The following is a 14,114-nucleotide window of genomic DNA, read 5'->3' as shown; positions in this document are numbered from 1 at the left end:
CCAGCATCTGCCTGGGCGACGCCAGATTTCGATCTATCCTTTGATAGGTCTCCTCCAGTGACTTTATATCCATACCTCCAATGCAGTGGCGAAGCAGGCGGACGGGGTCATCTTTGCTAACCTGAAATTCAAGATTTAAGGGAAGAAACAGTTGATAATTCTCTCCTAAAGACGTATACTCTTTCTGTGAATTTGGTTTTTGCATACCTAAATTCTACACCTAATCCCGGGGCTTGAATGTCCTGGGATTATCTTTTTGCATAAAAATGAGGCTGCTGCACGTTTGGATTACGTGCAACAGCCCCTCCTTTATCCTATATGAATTTCTGTGCCGTCCTTGAAGGTAACACTGATGTCATCCTTGCTGTATACGGTCATGAAGTCTACCAGCGTCCCCCACAGGCCTTCATCAAACTCAGTCAGCCTTTTTGACTGCGATTCCAGAGCCTTTGCAAAAGCATCCAGCCGTTCTGCCTCCCCCATATGCCTAACTCCTCTAAACAGCCAGTCGTTCAAGGCAGTGCAATTGTTATCAACAATCTTCCTTCCCCACTGGTTTCATGGTATAATCACCGTAGAAGGGGGACATCAGATGAAGGCCAAACGTACATACAAAGATTCACTCTTCAGAGACATCTTCAACAACAAGCGCCGCCTGCAACGAATCTATGAGGCACTAACAGGTAAGCACATTTCCCTGAGCGATATAACGATTACTACGCTGAGGGGCACCTTTTTTGAAGACATAAAGAATGACATCAGCTTCATGGCTGGCAACCAGCACATCATACTCATGGAGCACCAGTCTACCCTCTCGGAAAATATGCCGCTACGTATGCTGTGGTATATTGCCAAGCTCTACAGGCAGAGAGTTGATCCAGATGCTCCCTACAAGAAAACCCGTATAGCGCTTCCCGCACCGCATTTCTATATGTTCTACAATGGCAAGGACGATGCTCCTGCAAAATGGACTATGCGGCTCTCTGATGCCTTCGAGGAAAATGGCAATACCCTGGAACTTGTCGTCACGGTGTTCAATATCAACTACGCCAAGAACAGCGAGCTCCTGCAGAAATGCCACGACCTCAAGTGCTACAGCATCTTCGTTGACCAGGTACGTAAAGAAGTAGCTGCCGGCAAAACACTGCGCCAGGCCATCAGCCAAGCCATCAAATACTGTCAAGAACACGACCTTCTGGCTGACTACTTCGCCAGGAAGGAACAAGAGGAGGTTTTCGATATGGTTAGCTTCAAATGGGATTGGAACAGGGCTATGGAAGTCAGGGCTGAAGAGGCTGCTGAACAGGCAGCTGCAAAAGCCTCTGCAGAAACTGCTGATGCTAAAACCACTGAATTTGTAATTAGGATGCTGAAGAAAAATTACAGCTGCGATGAAATTGTTGAGCTTGCTGGAACCACCAAAGATAATATAATCCGCATTGCCCAAATGAATAAGCTCGCTTACAACTGAACTTCTCCAAAACTGACCGCTTTGCAAAACATCCTGTTTCCATTTAATCATAATGGCAAGCAGGATGTTTTAATATACATTTGTCTAAAAACTGGAGTGTCTCATTTTTACTGAACTCTCGCCACCTTACCTATCATGCCATGTTTTTCTTTAGCCCTGTAGTGCCCCGTCATACATAAGTTTCGTCCGTTCATCGAACAGCACCCACAGTATTTCATCAAACGCCTTCGGGTGCTCCTTCACTACTTCCCTGACCATCCGCACAGCAATCTCCGCTGCCTGCTGGACGGGATAGGAATACACCCCCGTGGAAATAGAAGGAAAGGCCACACTACGAATACCATGTTCCATTGCAAGTTCCAGCGAATGCCGACAGCAGCCAGCCAACAGTTCCGCCTCGCCCTGGCTGCCTCCATGCCAGATTGGCCCAACCGTATGAATCACATAGTCACAGGGGTATGTGTACCGCCGACTGGCATTTTCCATGCCATCGGTGGTGATGATGAACATGGTCTTCTCCGGCCTGTCCTCATCACGAGCATACTTGTGAATTATCCTTCCGACTCGGACTTCAAAAAGTCCAACACCGTCCACTCCATTCGTTTTATATGTTCCCGAATGTTAGGCTGTTCAAGGAACACGCCGTCTATTTCCTGCTGCTTTGCTGGTGGCAAGGACTCATAAAGCTCAGGAATCTTTTTGAAGAACTCAGCCGAGAAGATGCCGTGTCCCATGCTCTTGCCCCAGTCCATGTGCCTATATATGCTGTTTAGTCCGTTCATCAGATTCTCCCTGTTCTCCGGCCAGGCATCCGTCCCCACGCTAGAAAAGATTTTCTTCACGATGGCGTTGTTCCTCTGCCCTTACTTTATGGTGGCAAGTCTGGCGCTCTCCATATCGTCCAGCAATTCAACCAATGATTTGCCCATGCTTATGCCTCCTAAACCTCAGTCCCACAATGCACCGATGTACTTGACGAAGAGCTGCTTGCCTTCCTCTATGCGTGCCTTATAAGCATCATACGCCTTTGCCGTTTCTTCTTCACGGGCATCGAGAAACGCCTGCGCATCCTTCGACAGCCAGGACTTACAGGAGCCGTCCTCAAGCCTCTCATCTTCCCAGGCGTTCGGGAAAGCATCCAGCATCTCACCCATCACTGCCAATCGTGGGTCATTGGGCTCGTCGCCTGCAATCTCTTCAAAAGCCCAGATAATCTTATCGAGTACGGCGTTCCACTCTTCCTCTGTCATCGAGCTGCCTGTCCTGCCCAGAAAGTGTGAGCGGAATATATCCACGAACTGGATAGTGAAGTCCTCCCTGCTTTCCACAAACTTCCACTCGCCAATATCATCCGGGAAGGACTCCACCACCCGAATCCAAAACTGTACCCCATGACACATCAAGAGCATAGGAGAACTTCTTTTGATAAGCCCCCCATAGCTTCACCATATAAGGTCTTTGAGCTGCCAAGCCGTCTTTATCATAGAAGTACCTCCAAGTACTGTCGAAGAATTTTTTCCACATGAAACAGCTTTGCATTGCGCATCAGCTTGCGTAAATCTTTCTCCCTGCTTCTTGCATACTGCTTGATTGCATCCTGAAAGGTCTGCATTTCAATGCTGCTGCGGCTGCGAATCAAGTCGCATATGGTGCGCTCTGCATCATAGACAGGAACGGCATTGCCAAAGGGCGTATCCATCGTGATAAGACCAACATCATGCAGTTCCTTTTTGATGGTATAGACTTTGATTCCATCAGCCGTCAGGCTGGCAGGATTGTATCCCGTTTTGACGGTGACAGAATATGGACTTGGCTCTCTGTCAGTCAGGTCATGGAAGAACAATGCACTTTCGTGGGAGAATACGGCCTGTCCACAGCGCAGATGCAGCATATACATGCCATCTGTCCAGGCATCAGGCAAAACATAGATTCCATGTGCGGCCTGCTCTATACCACGCTGTTTGGCATAGGCATAAAAAGATGTTTTTGTGATGCCATTTTCCAGAACCTGAGCAGTTTTGACAATTCCGTTATTTTGCTCAAAAAGCAAATCGAGCTTTTCTGATGCTTTCACGCTACCACTCCTTTCTTGCTAATATCATAACTAAAATTAGCAAGAAAGTAAATACGCTATTACGATTACCTACTGCCTTCTAGGCTATTTTGCTCACCCTACAAACGGCAATCTGCCGAACACTTACACTCTAAAAACGGGCACCTTCAACCATGCAACCCCGTCAGCGCGAAAAAGCAGCAAGTTCCATTATACCTCTCCGCGCCTCGGTTTCAAGCTACTCCCCCACAACGCCAAAAGACCTCGAAGCCCCTTATTTCATGGGGGTTCGAGGCCTTTACGCTGACTTATGCTCGTATCAGACAGGCTATGAAGTTGTCCAGGACAGGGGTCTCCCAGGAGGCAGGCCGCCGTCGCTGATATCGATGCCAGTTTTTGCCCCTTTTGGAAAGCAAAATCAGTCATTTCTGCCCTCTGACAAAAATCCCATAACCTTCTCACGAAACAGCTTATAGTATGGGCGCTCCATGAGCATGGCATGAGCTGCCCCTGGTATAATCTCCAGCTGTGAAGCTTTATTTGGCAAAGTCTTATATGCTTCTTCACACAGTTCTGGCGTTACATACGGGTCATTGGCACCTGCGATGATAAGCACAGTGGCTTTTATTTCTGCGGTGGGAATCAGCCGTATTTTGCTGCTCACCAATAAATCACGCCGGCCGCCATTGGGGCTACTATCCTTGTCATAGCGCCAAGCGTTGGCAAGGTAAGTGTCTGCTACGGCTTTCTCGGTGATATTGAAGTCTATGCTGCCATCAGATGTTTTTTGAAAATCATCTGCTGCATGTTCCCAAGTATTCTTGTGGAAGGGTTCCTTTACCCGCACATCACCAAGGCCGGCCACTATAGGAGCATAGAGGACAAGCCTATGAACCAATTCCGGGTATTTTGCAGCGAAGCGCCCGCTAGTCACGGTTCCCCAGCTCCATCCCAAAACATCCATAGAGGGAAGATTATGTCTTGCCAGAATGCAGCGCACTGCTGCTGCTATATCTTCAGCTGCATAATCGGAATCCGGCAGGAACCCGTCCGTGACCTCTCCTGATCTGCCAAAGCCTGCTATGTCCAGCAGCCATACTTCAAAGCCATGACGGGAAAAATAGCGTGCCAGGCTGTAATCCCCATAGTCAACATCAAACTCATGGGAGGAATAGGTCACGCCATGCACGAGCAGGAGGGGCTTTTTCTCCAGCCCATTCTGCTCTGCATAACGCTCCAAATGCAACTGTATGCCATTCCGTTCCAGAGGAATATTTTCTTGTAATATTTCTCCCGCCATGGCAGCAGAAAAGCACAAGAAATTCAACACCAAACAAATGATGGTAATCCTTAACCTTCTCACTATCTACCACTCACCTCTGCTGACTATTGCCCCTGACTGGATTTTTTAGAATCAAGCGAGCTTTATTTAAACCATTGCCGGCATTTGTCAACATTTCAAGCGCCCGTGATTTATTTATATTTAATAGACGGTTCGCAAGATATATGCAGGAACTGTACATCATCCTAATCAGTGGGGCGTGAATTTCGATTATGCTGCCTTGTTTCTGGTTTGATTATTTGCCCATTTTTCTATCTGCGGCTGAAGGAGACGGACTACCTTTTTCCTTGAAAGGTTACGCTCGAGGACAATCTTGTTTTCTTCGACATTGCCGAAGGCTTCAGCAGCGCATTTCAGAGCACCGTCACCATAGCAGGAAATAGTTGCTGCGTATGTTTCAAGGTCATGGATTTTCAAGAAAAGCATATCCATTTTCTGTGCAGAGTAATTTTTCACCATCCAATCGCCGAGCCTTTTCTCCAAATCGTGCCTTTTTTCTGGTGTCAATGCAACAACTGTGGCACAACCGTAAGAAATACCATTAATCATAAACGCCTTGTAATCGGAATAGAAAATATCTTTATCCGACATATCCTTATAGGCAGCGAATTCTTCTTCCATAGCAAGGAAATAGGCTGCTCTGTCTTTAATACCTGCTTTTTTCTCAAGGCTGTATACCGCCTGCCTGTCCAGCTCTGTTGTTGTACTGCTTTGCAAGTTGTCAGTATCGGATAATATTGCCGAAAGCATCATGCCGGCCATATCTCTTTTAATAGGGACATTAGCCTCAATATATTCCAACCAAACGATGGTGGCAGTACAGCCTACTGGCATATTGCGGTAGTAAATTGGAGCCGAGGTCTTTACATCGCCAATCATATTATGATGGTCGAGCACCTCCAATATATTGGCACTTTCCATGCCTTTTACTGCTTGGGCAAAGCTGTTATGGTCTACAAGAATCATGTTTTGGCCAGAAGCATTTTCAAGCACCAAAGGTTCTCTGACTCCAAAATATCTTAGGGCGTAGGCCGTTTCTGCATTTGGAGGTGCGGCAATGCGAGCCTCTGCATTTATGCCCAATTCTCGTTTCAGATTTGCATATGCAATGGCTGTACATACGGTATCTGAGTCAGGTGGATTATGACCTACTACGTAGGTCACGCCCTTGCCATAATCAATGCCTTGCATATACGCCGGATAGTTGATGTCTCGCTGGCGAGCAGCTCCTTCAACAGTGGTATGGCAAATAAGTAATTCAATAAAGAACAAAGCGCAACCCAATAAAACGAATCCATGAGTTCCTTTAAGATTTTTGCCGGCAATAGAATTCATGATGGCTGACATTTTTTCACTTCCTTTATCAAATAACAGGCGTAGATCCTTGAAAACTGTATATCTCAGAAGATAAAAAAGGCGGACGGATTGTCTGTATTTCGTTACCACACCCGCTTGAACTGCAAGGAGGCAGAAATATCCTTGTCATGGGCACCTTTCTGCAACTGGGCTTCTCCATTCAGGAACCAGCCCTTGGCAAATTCCGTTTCTCCCGACAGGGAAAGGATGAAATGGGTCTTGTCCTGATTGTTCCTCAGGGTGTAGGCTTTGCCGTCATTGCCTTCGTAATGGAAGGAAAGTTCCGGGTCTGCTCCGGCAAAAGCATGCTTCACTCCAAGGCGCAGGCCGTAGCTGCCACGAGGCAGGTAGCGCTTCAGCTCCACGCCCAGCTGTCCTGCGAAGTAGGTGTTGTGCTTCCCTGCCACATGCTGGTTGAATATGCCAGCGCCATTTTCCGCATAGGATTTCTGGTTCAGCCAGGAAAGCTGAAGGCCTGCGTAGGGGCTGACATGCCAGAGCTTGCCGTCCTTGGCGTGGAGGTCGTACTTGTATTCACCGCCGATTTCAAAGAGGTTGGAGTTGTACCTGGCCTCTGCTCCCAGGCCGAGCGCGCCAATGCCACGGCGCAGCTTGTTCCGAACCCAGCCGTAGTCTGCATAGAGGTAGGCATCAGCAGCCTTCTTGTGATAGCCCGCATAAAGGCCGAAGCGGGTATCATAGATATTGCTCCCGCCATACTGGGCACCAACCCCCATGGTCTGGTAGCTCAGGAAGACACCACCCCGCCAGTGGTCATCTAGCCTGCGGTCATAGCCTCCCGATATGGCGCTGCCGTGGTAGCTTGCACCGCCCCTGAGGTCGCCCCAGTTCTTGGTGAACTTCACCCAGGCGTTATTGTCCTGCGCCACGGGAAGATCCATTTTCACCTTGAGGCCATTTGTTTCTGCGCTCTCTGCAAAGTGGCTTGCCGGAACGGTCACCTCCACAGGCCGGGTGGCAAAGGCCGCGCTCAGGCGGTCGGAAATGACACTACTGGCAACGGTGCTCTGCTGAACAAGGGAAGCAGCCTGGGTAGCTGCCGATGAACCGACTCCTGTGAGGGCATGTTTGGCAGCTGAAGGATTGAGACTGTAGATAGGGCGCAGCTCATTCCTGCGGGCATCACCTGCAAGGCCCTTCTGCATGGTCTCCACGGCGTCATAGGCATCGGCCTGCTCTGCCGTCATTGCTCCGAGATTGTTGGCGGAAGATGTTTTTACTTTCACTGCCTTCCCTTCAATGACTCCCGTGGTGTTCAGCATGCCCGTGGCGGCATAGGGCTTTCCGTCGGGATTGGCCAGGGTGCCGCTCACCGTTCCGGCCTCCAGCACAGTCAAGGTTTCATCCGGCAGAGCATTGGTGGCGGTTGCCACAGAGCCTTCGATATCCGCTGTACCGCTGACGGAAATATTCCCGTGAAAACCGCCGCCATAAGCGCGAAGCACACCGTCCGAGACCAGGTTCCCGTTGATGATCATCGTGCTGTCTTTCGAAGCCGCGCCGATAGTGCCTTGGTTCAGGAATTTGCCCGTGGTATCATCGGAAACCCCCTCTGCCATGCGGGAGGTCATATCATTGACCGTGTAAGTACCGCCGTAAAGTCCGGCTCCCTTGGAAACATTGACATTGACCACATCTGCCGTTCCCGTATAAACCAAATCGCCACTTTTCACATTCAGCTTCATATTGTCGGAACCGCTGATATTGCCCTGATAGAGCATGGCTCCATCCTGCAGATTAAAGTTCAGATTCGTCACCAGGTCGGGAATGTACCGATTATAAACATATTTGCCGCCGTTGTACTGAATATAAAGCGGCTTTATCTTGCCAGAAGCTGTATCAAAAATACCATATTCCTCGGAAAAGTGTTTCCAGTCACTGGTAATATTTCCCCGGATGGAAGCACCATTTTCCACATTGATATTTTTGACAAAAGCATTCCTGCCAATATAGATAGCGTTTTCGCCGCCTGCAATTTTACCGCGCAGATTAAAATCCGTCACCTGTTCGCCCATCAATTCATCAGCCGAGGCATTATAGGTGTTACTATCCATATCATTCAGGGGCTGATTATCGGCAACTGTGATGGCACCGTTTTCTTCGCTGACATCTCGTACATAGCGAATGTAAGAGCCACGATATTCATCAATCGCACCATTGGTGCTGGAACCGAAATTGAATTCAATGGCATTCCCACCTTTGCCGCTGGCCGTTACATTTCCTGCAACATTCAAGTTTTGCTTGCGACCATAGGCAACTAGGATTCCTTTGCCTCTTTCTCCATCGGCATGGATTTCCGTCTTATCTGGAATGATTATCGAATTCTTTTCACCGTCAACCCTGATACCGACTGCACCCGTTCCTTGTGTCAAAATATTGGCTGATTGAGTGATGTGATTATTCGCACCGTAAACATGCAGACCTATGCCAAGAGGGACTTGGCTATAAACATTTTCAAGATAGGCTGTGCCGGCAGCATTTCTTGCAAAATATCCCTGCGTGTTGTTGATTGTCTGTCCATTTCCATAAACAGAACGACCAAAATAGGCTTTTCTATCGAAATCATACCCTAAATCCTGCAATGCTGCTAACTCGACTTCCATAAATGAGGTGTAATTGCTATAGCTCCTGTGGCTTTGCATGCCTGATGTTTGAAAATGCGAGCCTTCAAATCTCGGATCATATACACCAGTTTTTCCTTCAAACGCATTTACAGGCACACCTGAAATTCCGTTAAATTTTGCACCAGCAAGCGCTTCTGTTACATTTTCGCCGATAAAATACGCATAATTTCCTGCATCCACAATAAAGTAGTCAGATTCTTTTGCCTCAGGTTTTGTTTCTTTGATTTGACGGAACCCCTCACTCGTCAATATAAGCATACCGGGCTTGGCAAAATTGCCATTTTGATCTTGCAAATGAAAATTCCATTGCTTTGTATCGGTAATATTATTTGCAAATTTCAATAACGGAAATTTATCTGTTCCGTAAGAAATTATATGTTCCTCGTCACCGTCTTCTATCTCATTTCCATTCCAATCACAGAAGCGGAGGTGTGCGCCAGCTCCGAGGGCATGCATAAGTTCGTGTCGAATTGTACCAACATAATCACATGCCTGTTCATTCGTCGGCAAAACAGTATCTGTATCAACCCACCAGCCATCCACTGCGCCATTGCGATTGGCACCTAGATACTGACCGATTTGAATCATAGAAACGCCTATGTCACCAGCCGCCGGAAGATTGCTGGCAAAGGCTTGTTTTATCCGGACAAATTTTTCTTCTTCAGTTGTTCCTCCGGGATTGATCCCCGCCAAATTTTTCAGATTATAATAATCAAGCAGTTTGCCTTCCTGCATCATCTGCGCAACATAATTGTTGAGTGTTTCATTATGACCTGTGTATGAAAATGTTCCTGCGCCGGCATTGGGATAATTTTTACTGTTATAAACAAAAATTTGCCACGCAGAAGAAGATTTTGACCGCGGTCCTAACATTTCCGACCAGTAGGAAGTGGAAGACTTGGCAGCATTTCTGAGGAAATCAGACAATGTGTACTCAGAGGCAAATTCGCCTTCATTGAAGTATTCAAACTCGATAAACTTTTTACCGTTGTAATAGGCATAGTCAGTATCAGAAGCCAAAGCATGGCTGCTGAACTGGACTCCCATTGTGAGTGCGGCTAAAATCGCCAGCTTTTTTGATTGCCTCATTCTTATTCTTCCTTCTAAAAATCATTCGCATCCTTACTTGGGTATTCCCTTACCACACACGTCTGAATTCCACTGAGGCGAAAACATCCTTATCATGGGCACCTTTCTGAAGCTAGGCTTCACCATTCCTGATTTGCAGGAGGCCTCTAAAAACAATAGGTCCCCTCCTGTCAGATTGCACCTCCTAAGTCTTTTTCTCAAACCGATATTTCTGCCCTGCCTGCGGGTATTTCTCATGATCAACCTCGCTCATGAACATGTCCAGTGGTCGGCAGTATATACCGTAGCTGCCATAGAGTGCCTGATAAACGCAGTAAATCTCCTGCGATTCTGTGTGCATGACAGGACACGCCACGATTTTATACTCGTTGCCCTTGAAGTGATCCCACACTTCTCCGCTCTGCGGTATTGCCCTGCGATACTTGGCACCGAGCAATCGCCGCTGCTCCTGAATTTCTTTTGTTTCTTCCATCAACGTTTTCTCCCCAGGCGCACACAGCGGGATGACATTTATGACAGGCTCTTCATAGGGATGGACAGTTCTTATAGCCCGTAAGGTGCTGGTCAGCTTGTCACTGCTGACATTGACCTCTACCTTGAGTTCCTCTGCCTCACTTACTACACCTCAGTTCCATTATACGGCATTGCTCCTCGAAGCGGTCTCCATGCCCCCTTGACACGGGAGTAAGACAAGCAACTGTCGTAATTGCCAATATGCCCGGCATCAACTGATTGCAACGCACTTTGCAGCATTGGGAAATGAGATTCCGGTATGTATATTTCCAGTTTAAACCAATCCATCATTATTCCTCGACATCTCCAACAGACGAGCCAGCCCATCTGCGAACTTCTCACTGTCTGCCTCGGTGCGCTTGGCCGGGCCTTTCAGATGCACCTTCTTCTTTGACCGTCTGGCTTTTTTCGCCATATGACGCTCCATCAGCAGGCGGTCGATGTTTTCAGCAGTATACTGCCAGCCGTTCTGATGTATGGCGTAGGCGCCCTTTCCCAGAGCCATCGCCGCCACGCCGTAGTCCTGGGTTACCACAACATCACCTGTCCGACACAGATTGAGCAGAGCAAGGTCCACCGCATCCGCTCCGGCACCGATTACCCTAACTTCGCTGTAGGTCGACTGCAGCACATGGTTTGTATCGCATAAGAGCGTGACAGCTATGCCATATTTTTTCGCCACCTGCTCCGTCTCTTTCACTACAGGGCAGGCATCGGCATCAACGTAAATACGCATCAGACAAGATTTCCCTCCAGATGACCCAGTCCTCATTTCATCTTCAAGTCCAGCAGCACCTTGTCTGTCTCCCACGGAGAGATAACCGTATAACCAATTCCATCCCCCTCCAGAACGGCCTTAATTTCTTCATCCTTCACCTTGGCCCGCTCCAGATTGGTTTCCTTCCGTCCATCGATGCTAATGAATTCATCATTCCGGTGGAGCAAATATTCCACATTGTCAAACTTGGCATGCTCATGCATCACCAGCTGGTCAAAGAGCTCATCCGGAGTGCTGTTGTAGATTATATTCAGAGGCAACGGTGAATCGCAGACCGCATACTCCACGCCGTAGCGCTCTAATGTCTTCAGCCGATGCACCTGCTCGGCAAAGAGGTACAGCTGATCCTGCACAATATCCGTGGCATTCTGATACCAGAGCCACTTGGCGTATTCACCCACCAGTTCCGTCTTATATCCCTTGCGCTTCAGCTTCGAAAAAATATCCGCGGCGATGGTGCTCTTGCCAATGCCTGCACCACCATAAAAATTCAGTACCTTCAATCTATCATCTCCAAACATATCTATAGCCATAGTATACCCTACAAACGGTTATCTGCAAAAGAGCCATATCCTGCAAACGGCTGATTTTATCTCTGCAACCACCTCTGTTCCACAAATTTATCCATCCTACCATGCCAACGCCCTGATAACCGCTAAGGCATTGCTCCACAATGCAAGAAACCCGCGACCCCCCTTATATCATAGGGTTTCGCGGGTTTTATATGCCCGTTTGCTTGTATCAGTTAAGCTATAATTTTGTCCATTAATCGTATGAATTTGATACAACCACACTATTTATCGTTTGAGGGGTTGCAAATCTTCTCCTCAAAAGCACAGGGGGTTGCATCCCGTTTGCGAGTACCGTGAAGCCTTGTAACGACTGGGTTCCGAGCTTTATGATTGCACGCAGCCTGCCAAAGCGCAGAGCGCACCTTGTCTTGCCTGAGCCTCTTTGAACTCGCATAACAGTTATTTTACCATAAAATAAGAAGAGAAGACAAGAAAATTGGCACGGGAACACAGCCCGTGCCATCCTTTATCCCATGTGAATTTCTGAGGAAAGTCCTATGATGGATCTACTGGCGTGTTTCAAAAACAGCCATTTTAAAAATCCTTGGAAAGAGCAAAAAGCAACACCCTCCTGTGCGGCATAAAAAGCCGTTGAGTTTTCGCTTTTGTGTGCGAAATTTATGCAACTTGCTCTGTCACGCCTTTGTCCCAGAATCCATATTCCTCCAGCAGGTCAATGAATTCTGGCTACGGCTTGCCTGTAAGCAGTTCCGACGGGCTGTGGCCCTTTCTTGACGCAACCCTTGACCTACGGTACTTCTTCGCATTCATGTGAAGTTGAACCAGGCTATAAAAGTTCGATGAAACATGCCTCTTTATGTTCATGTAGGCACGAAGCCTGCCATTGACATTTTCGACCATGCTGCTGGCCCTCTTGATGCCGGTGACTATTTCATCATGCACTTTTTCAACATTGGCTAACTCCCCTGCCGGGATGAGGGCTGATGCCTGCCGGGTAAGTTTCGCATAGGCTTCTGACTCTTTGCTTACTGCGAATCTGCTATAGAGAAGACGGAATACCTCCTCAGGCAGTCCCATAGCCTCAGCTTTCATGCTGAAGTCACGGAACAGCCTGCTTATGAAAAGCATGATCGTAGGCAGCCGCTCTCTGAACCGCAGAATTTCACTGCTAAGCTTGTATGACCAGCTATAGCGGATTGACACAGCAAACATCTCGTCAAGAATCCAATCCATCAGTTCCATCGCCTCGTCATAGCTATAGCCGCTGAAGGAGACCATCTCACGTAGCTAGGAGTATAGTGGCCGATGGAACGCCGGGTGTTCTTACAGTCTAGCGTGGCCAAGACACGCTGTATGCCTTCCAAGGAAGCGTGTGCATCTAAGGCTAAAGCCAGGATTATCTTATTCAATATCCCTCGGTGTTATTATGATGCAATTTGCTGGGATATCTGGCTGTGCATCAATCCTGGCCTCAAGCTGCGAGAGGCGGTTGATATTCCCATAAACAGCCTGAGGTGTAACACCAAAGGCCTCAGCTATCGTCTTTACAGGCAAGTTCACATAGTCAGCCCACCTCCCAACAAGTCCCATAAACAAGGAACGAGAGTTAAATCCACCAGGTAACGAAGTTGGGACCCCAGATAAAAGACTTTTCAATATCTCTTTTTGGTAGTACAATGGTGTTAGCATACGGTACACCTCCTGTGCCTAACTGGATTGTTGCTACTCTCAGTATAAAGCATTTGAGGTGAGCGTATGCTTTTATTTTATTTGAACTGCAGTTGAGATAATTCAGGGCGAATTCAACAGATTTTTTCAGGCTGGTTTTAAAGCTGATTTTGGCGTTTTTGAAACACGCCTCCATACCTCGCAAAGAAATTTCTTTTCCTCTTTCGGTATCAGAAAGCTCAAAACGGACTTGCATGGGAAATAATCATCACATGCAAGTCCGTTTTTACGACAGTTTTCTATCATGTATTTGAAATTTTTTTGCCAGCTCCATCGTAAGCGGTAAATAATACGGTGTATTTAAACTGTGCCTCCCATATGAGATAATTGACTAAAATCACTCACATGAAAAAGCTGAAAAAGTCATTTTAGCCATTTATCTCATTGGGAGGTCTTTGTTTTGACTCAAATTCAACAAATCAAGCATCGGCAGTCCATGGATTACTGGAAACAGGTTATCCTGGCCCAGCAGCAGAGCGGCCTTAAGGCCAGGGAATATTGCCGCCAGCAGGACATCAAATACAACGCGTTCTACTACTGGCTCCGCAAAATCCGTGAGGAGATCGTGGAAGGCATGCCGCAGTTGAAGGCAGAGACAGCAGATGA

15 protein-coding genes and 1 pseudogene are annotated in these 14,114 nt (G+C 47.6%); 2 read left to right on the top strand and 14 right to left on the bottom strand.

Annotated elements, in window-relative coordinates; genetic code table 11:
• Positions 1 to 205: pseudogene (locus BLW59_RS18055) on the bottom strand (IS5/IS1182 family transposase); the annotation flags it as partial.
• A gap of 104 nt (positions 206 to 309) precedes the next feature.
• Positions 310 to 483, bottom strand: coding sequence for a hypothetical protein (locus tag BLW59_RS17885; RefSeq protein WP_175463486.1), 174 nt, complete (start codon positions 481 to 483; stop codon positions 310 to 312).
• 109 nt (positions 484 to 592) lie between these two features.
• Here BLW59_RS17885 and BLW59_RS16350 point away from each other — a divergent pair, with 109 nt between their 5' ends.
• Complete coding sequence (locus BLW59_RS16350) at positions 593 to 1,471, top strand: Rpn family recombination-promoting nuclease/putative transposase (RefSeq protein WP_074698832.1); 879 nt, start codon at positions 593 to 595, stop codon at positions 1,469 to 1,471.
• A gap of 150 nt (positions 1,472 to 1,621) precedes the next feature.
• On the opposite strand, the gene BLW59_RS16345 is transcribed toward BLW59_RS16350, so the two are convergent.
• The 12 genes from BLW59_RS16345 to BLW59_RS16290 form a co-directional block, all read right to left on the bottom strand.
• On the bottom strand, positions 1,622 to 1,981 hold the full coding sequence (locus BLW59_RS16345) for a macro domain-containing protein (protein ID WP_051650251.1): 360 nt from the start codon (positions 1,979 to 1,981) through the stop codon (positions 1,622 to 1,624).
• A gap of 41 nt (positions 1,982 to 2,022) precedes the next feature.
• Entirely contained in the window at positions 2,023 to 2,313 is a 291-nt protein-coding gene (locus BLW59_RS16340) for a hypothetical protein (protein WP_074698829.1), read from the bottom strand.
• A 105-nt stretch (positions 2,314 to 2,418) separates the two neighbouring features.
• Positions 2,419 to 2,880: a hypothetical protein gene (locus tag BLW59_RS16335; RefSeq protein ID WP_074698826.1), complete on the bottom strand. Its 462-nt coding sequence runs from the start codon at positions 2,878 to 2,880 to the stop codon at positions 2,419 to 2,421.
• Between the two features lie 71 nt (positions 2,881 to 2,951).
• Positions 2,952 to 3,545, bottom strand: coding sequence for a type IV toxin-antitoxin system AbiEi family antitoxin domain-containing protein (locus BLW59_RS16330; protein WP_074698824.1), 594 nt, complete (start codon positions 3,543 to 3,545; stop codon positions 2,952 to 2,954).
• Between the two features lie 397 nt (positions 3,546 to 3,942).
• Complete coding sequence (locus BLW59_RS16325; protein WP_318258716.1) at positions 3,943 to 4,842, bottom strand: alpha/beta hydrolase; 900 nt, start codon at positions 4,840 to 4,842, stop codon at positions 3,943 to 3,945.
• A gap of 234 nt (positions 4,843 to 5,076) precedes the next feature.
• Positions 5,077 to 6,213: a DHH family phosphoesterase gene (locus tag BLW59_RS16320; RefSeq protein WP_318258715.1), complete on the bottom strand. Its 1,137-nt coding sequence runs from the start codon at positions 6,211 to 6,213 to the stop codon at positions 5,077 to 5,079.
• A gap of 92 nt (positions 6,214 to 6,305) precedes the next feature.
• Positions 6,306 to 9,956 (bottom strand): autotransporter outer membrane beta-barrel domain-containing protein, encoded by a 3,651-nt coding sequence (locus BLW59_RS16315; RefSeq protein ID WP_074698818.1) that lies wholly within the window; start codon positions 9,954 to 9,956, stop codon positions 6,306 to 6,308.
• Positions 9,957 to 10,140: 184 nt separating this feature from the next.
• A complete protein-coding gene (locus BLW59_RS16310) occupies positions 10,141 to 10,428 on the bottom strand; it encodes a DUF1653 domain-containing protein (RefSeq protein ID WP_074698816.1) in 288 nt (95 codons plus the stop codon).
• 315 nt (positions 10,429 to 10,743) lie between these two features.
• Positions 10,744 to 11,205, bottom strand: a complete 462-nt coding sequence (locus BLW59_RS16305; RefSeq protein ID WP_074698813.1) for a YaiI/YqxD family protein — start codon at positions 11,203 to 11,205, stop codon at positions 10,744 to 10,746.
• 32 nt (positions 11,206 to 11,237) lie between these two features.
• Positions 11,238 to 11,750, bottom strand: coding sequence for an AAA family ATPase (locus BLW59_RS16300; RefSeq protein ID WP_074698810.1), 513 nt, complete (start codon positions 11,748 to 11,750; stop codon positions 11,238 to 11,240).
• 756 nt (positions 11,751 to 12,506) lie between these two features.
• The gene (locus BLW59_RS16295; protein WP_074698807.1) at positions 12,507 to 13,013 is read right to left on the bottom strand and encodes a hypothetical protein; all 507 of its coding nucleotides are present in this window, start codon (positions 13,011 to 13,013) and stop codon (positions 12,507 to 12,509) included.
• Between the two features lie 168 nt (positions 13,014 to 13,181).
• On the bottom strand, positions 13,182 to 13,469 hold the full coding sequence (locus tag BLW59_RS16290; RefSeq protein WP_074698805.1) for an HTH domain-containing protein: 288 nt from the start codon (positions 13,467 to 13,469) through the stop codon (positions 13,182 to 13,184).
• 439 nt (positions 13,470 to 13,908) lie between these two features.
• On the opposite strand from BLW59_RS16290, the gene tnpA reads away from it, so the two are divergent.
• Positions 13,909 to 14,114 (top strand): IS66 family insertion sequence element accessory protein TnpA (tnpA, locus tag BLW59_RS16285; RefSeq protein ID WP_139283737.1); only part of this gene is annotated, 206 nt, incomplete at its 3' end.

The organism is Selenomonas sp. KH1T6 (assembly GCF_900108415.1).
GTDB lineage: Bacteria > Bacillota > Negativicutes > Selenomonadales > Selenomonadaceae > Selenomonas_B > Selenomonas_B ruminantium_A.
The sequence above is the reverse complement of the archived record's forward strand: the minus strand, read 5'-3'. Positions and strand labels throughout refer to the sequence as shown.

What these genes read in the sequence shown, in the direction of transcription:
- BLW59_RS16310 (WP_074698816.1), bottom strand. Translation starts at nt 10,428, where the DNA reads ATGGAAGAAACAAAAGAAATTCAGGAGCAGCGGCGATTGCTCGGTGCC.
- BLW59_RS16345 (WP_051650251.1), bottom strand. Translation starts at nt 1,981, where the DNA reads ATGTTCATCATCACCACCGATGGCATGGAAAATGCCAGTCGGCGGTAC.
- BLW59_RS16290 (WP_074698805.1), bottom strand. Translation starts at nt 13,469, where the DNA reads ATGCTAACACCATTGTACTACCAAAAAGAGATATTGAAAAGTCTTTTA.
- BLW59_RS16320 (WP_318258715.1), bottom strand. Translation starts at nt 6,213, where the DNA reads ATGTCAGCCATCATGAATTCTATTGCCGGCAAAAATCTTAAAGGAACT.
- BLW59_RS17885 (WP_175463486.1), bottom strand. Translation starts at nt 483, where the DNA reads ATGGGGGAGGCAGAACGGCTGGATGCTTTTGCAAAGGCTCTGGAATCG.
- BLW59_RS16295 (WP_074698807.1), bottom strand. Translation starts at nt 13,013, where the DNA reads ATGGATTGGATTCTTGACGAGATGTTTGCTGTGTCAATCCGCTATAGC.
- BLW59_RS16350 (WP_074698832.1), top strand. Translation starts at nt 593, where the DNA reads ATGAAGGCCAAACGTACATACAAAGATTCACTCTTCAGAGACATCTTC.
- BLW59_RS16305 (WP_074698813.1), bottom strand. Translation starts at nt 11,205, where the DNA reads ATGCGTATTTACGTTGATGCCGATGCCTGCCCTGTAGTGAAAGAGACG.
- BLW59_RS16335 (WP_074698826.1), bottom strand. Translation starts at nt 2,880, where the DNA reads ATGCTCTTGATGTGTCATGGGGTACAGTTTTGGATTCGGGTGGTGGAG.
- BLW59_RS16315 (WP_074698818.1), bottom strand. Translation starts at nt 9,956, where the DNA reads ATGAGGCAATCAAAAAAGCTGGCGATTTTAGCCGCACTCACAATGGGA.